This window comes from Nocardia sp. NPDC060220 (assembly GCF_042727815.1).
Taxonomy (GTDB): Bacteria; Actinomycetota; Actinomycetes; order Mycobacteriales; family Mycobacteriaceae; genus Nocardia.
On sequence record NZ_JBHWZY010000687.1, the window covers coordinates 1 to 3,792 of the forward strand.

Sequence of the window (3,792 nt, forward strand, 5' to 3'; positions counted from 1 at the left end):
GGCTCAAGGAACCCGAGCTGGCGGCCCGGCTGCAGCGGATGGACCGCGCGTTCAACATCGTCGTCGGCGTGCTGATCTTCGCCTACATCGCCGTGCAGGCGCTGCGCCTCTACGACACGAGCTGGATGCCGTTGCCCGCCTTCGTGATCGCGATGGTGCTGCTGCGCAGCTCACTGGCCGGGTTCGGTCACTACGCGATCCACCGCGCGCAGAAGGGCTTGAACAAGTACGCGGTCAACGCCTTCGACATGAACTATGTCGCACTGTCTTTCGTCACCGCCGACGGGCACGCGCTACTGCACCACCCGCACACCCAGAGTGAAGTCGACATCAAGAAGAACGTCTTCACGATGATGATGCAGATCCCGCGCCTGTACCGGGTGCCGGTGCACACCGTGCACAAGTTCGGACATCTGCTGACGGGCATGATCATCCGCCTCCTCGATGTCTGCCGGCTCACCCGCAAGGTGGGCATCAAGGACATGTACGGCAGCTGGCGTGGCGCGCTGCCGCACTTCATCGGCTCGTTCGGGATGCGGTTACTGCTGGTGGCCGAGTTCGTGGCCTTCGCCATCGCGGGCGACCTGCTCGCCTGGGGCCTGCAGTTCGTGATCACGCTGTGGATCAGCACCTTCATGGTGGTGGCCAGCCACGACTTCGAGATCCCGACCGAGGAACTGCACACCGAGACCGAGGACTGGGCGGTGAACCAGCTCGAGCAGGCCTACGACCTGACCGTGGTCGGTAACAAGTACGTCGACTGCTTCCTCTCGGCGGGCTTGAGCTCGCACCGTGCTCATCACGTACTTCCGTTCCAGCGCAGTGGTTTTGCCAACATCGCGTCGGAGAACGTGGTGCGTGAGGAGGCCGCGAAGTTCGGCGTGGAGTGGCTGCCCGCCAAGAGCTTCTTCGGAGATCGTTTCCCCAAGCTGTGCCGGACCTATCTGCTCGCGCCCTCCCGTGAGGCCGAGGAGAACCGGTGGGGTTTCGTGCGCGAACACTGCGCACCATCAGCGCTGAAGACCTGTGTCGTCTACACCGCGCAGGGCTTCTCCGGCATCGGAACCGTCTGACCCGGCCCGTTGCCACCTCTGATCTGTCTCGAAAGGATTTGTGCCCGTGTCTGTTTCCTTTGACCTGCTCCGCACGCCCGACGTCGAGCGCGGGCACGACCTGCTACCACCCACGCCGCCGACGACCGTCGGCGTGATCGAAGCGGTCGCCACCGGTTCGCCCTCGCTGGTCGTCGAGCAGTCCGTGAACGCGGGCCGGGTCGCCGAACTGTTCTCCGATCCCGCTCAGCGCCAGCGCATTCCGCGGATCTACGCCAAGACCAGGATCGACACCCGCCACCTCGCCATCGACCCACTCGACCCCGAGTTCCTCGAGTTCAGCCGCAAGCCCGGCACCATCCGGGAGCGGATGAACCTGTTCTTCGAACACGCCGTGCCGCTCGCCGTCGACGTCGCCCAGCGCGCCGTCGCGGGGCTGGCGGACCCGGCCGAGGATATCGGCCAGTTGATCTTCGTGACCAGCACCGGCTTCATCGCTCCCGGCGTCGACGTCGCGGTGGTCAAGCAGCTGGGTCTGTCGCCGAAGGTCGGCCGGATGGTCATCAATTTCATGGGTTGCGCCGCGGCCATGAACGGCATCCGCGCCGCCGTCGACTATGTCCGGGCCCATCCGGACAAGAAGGCGATGGTGCTGTGCATCGAATTGAGTTCGGTCAACGCCGTTTTCGACGATGACGTCAACGATGTGATCACCCACAGCCTGTTCGGTGACGGCTGCGGGGCGGTGGTGATCGGCGCCAACCAGGTGCACAAGCCACTCGCGGCAGGCAGCGTCGTGATCCGCGACAGCTTCAGCCACCTGTTCGACGACGCCGAGGACGGCATCGTGCTCGGCGTGAAGGACGCGGGCATCACCTGCGAACTGGCGACCAGCCTGCCCGACTACATCTACCGCGGTGTCGACCCGGTGGTGTCGGAAGTGCTGGCGCGCAACGGACTCGGCAAGTCCGATATCGAGTTGTGGGCGATCCACCCCGGTGGCCCCCGCATCATCGAGGAGTCGGCGCATTCGCTCGGCATTCCCGCCGAGCTGGCGGCGCCGAGCTGGGCGGTGCTCGCCGAGCACGGCAACATGCTCAGTGTCTCGCTGATCTTCGTGCTGGAGCGGATGATCCGCGACGCACAGACAGCGGCACCGATCTCTACCGGTGTGGCGTTCTCGTTCGCACCCGGTGTCACCCTCGAGGGCATCGTGTTCGATGTCATCCGAAGCTGAGAGCCGAAGGTTATGCATCTGCTCCGTTTTCTCGCCGCGCTGTCGCCGGCCAGGATCGCGGCCGTCGTCGCCGCGGGCCTGATCTGCGGCGCCGCCAACACCTACCTGGTGACGCTGATCAACGCGGTCGTCTCGCCGCGCCCGCAGCCGGACAACCTGCTGCTGCGCTTCGGTGGCACGGGTCTGGTGATCCTCGTCAGCGGTGTGCTGTCGCAGGTTCTGCTGATCCGGCTCTCCCAGGACGCGATCTACCGGTTGCGCAGCGACCTGAGCTCCGGAATCGTCTCCGCCCCACTGGAACACCTCGAACGACTCGGCATGCACCGCCTGATGGCGACGCTCACCGAGGACGTGCGTTCGCTGTCGCAGGCCGTCACCGCCATTCCCTCGATCTGCGTGGATGTGGCGACCATCGTCGGCTGCTTCGTGTTCCTCGCCGTGGTTTCGGGACCGATTTTCGCGGTCACGGTCGGCGGCACATTGGTCGGCATCGCGTGTGTCGAACTAGTTCTCAAGCGCGTCCGCGGTATCTACCGGGAAGCTCGGGAGAACGAGGACGCGTTGCTGCGATCGTTCCAGGCCGTCACCCTCGGCATCAAGGAACTGAAGCTGCACCGTGGTCGTCGCCGTGACTTCATGGACCGGCACCTGCTCGGTTCGGCGGGCACGCTGCGCGATCAGAACACCGACGCGGGCTCGAAGTTCTCCTACGCCCAAGGCTTCGGCCAGGCGTTGCAGCTGGGCACGATGGCGCTGATCCTGTTCGTCATCGCGGCCGCACTGGATCTGCCGCGCGAGACGATGGTCGGCTACGTGCTGGTCACCACGTTCCTGGCGATGCCGATGCAGAACTTCATGCACCGCATCCCCGATCTGCTGCGTGGTGATGTGGCGCTCGCCAAGATCCGGGCGATGAACCTGTCGATGACCACGCTGCACGACGAGGAGTCGCTGCCGTATTCGGAGCGTCCAGCGGCAGGGGAGGCCAAGCTGGAACTGACCAACGTCAGCTACATCTATCGTTCGGAGGCACCCTCCCAGGTGCCACCGCCGCCGGGATCGCACGGGCCGGGTGGGCATCCACCGCGTCCGGGGATGCCGCCGCGCGAGGCCGACGGCAGGCCGCCGCATCCGCATCCCGCTCACCCCGGCGCGCATCCGGGCGGCGGTCAGGTGGATGTCAACGGCAAGAACTGGGTCGACCACGGTGGCGTGGATGTGCGCCCGCTGGCTCCGCCGCCCGGGCGCGACGAGTCCGAGGACGCCGGTTTCCGTCTCGGCCCGATCGACCTGGTTTTCGAACCGGGCCAGATCACGTTCATCGTCGGTGGCAACGGCAGCGGGAAGTCGACGCTGGCAAAGCTCATCACCGGTCTGTATGTGCCACGCTCGGGGTCGTTGTCGCTCAACGGGGAGAGGATCGACCACGACAACATCGAGTGGTACCGGCAGAATTCGTCGGCGGTGTTCACCGATTTCCATCTGTTCGAGGATTACCTGGGT

3 protein-coding genes are annotated in these 3,792 nt (G+C 65.4%); all 3 read left to right on the plus strand.

Translation table 11 applies throughout. The features are described from left to right. Nucleotides 1-1,073, plus strand: a 1,073-nt coding sequence (locus tag ACFWF3_RS27680; protein ID WP_379316350.1) for a fatty acid desaturase, incomplete at its 5' end; no start/stop codon positions are given. 46 nt (nucleotides 1,074-1,119) lie between these two features. Further along, nucleotides 1,120-2,289, plus strand: a complete 1,170-nt coding sequence (locus ACFWF3_RS27685; protein ID WP_379316352.1) for a type III polyketide synthase — start codon at nucleotides 1,120-1,122, stop codon at nucleotides 2,287-2,289. 12 nt (nucleotides 2,290-2,301) lie between these two features. Then, nucleotides 2,302-3,792, plus strand: a 1,491-nt coding sequence (locus ACFWF3_RS27690; RefSeq protein WP_379316354.1) for an ATP-binding cassette domain-containing protein, incomplete at its 3' end; no start/stop codon positions are given.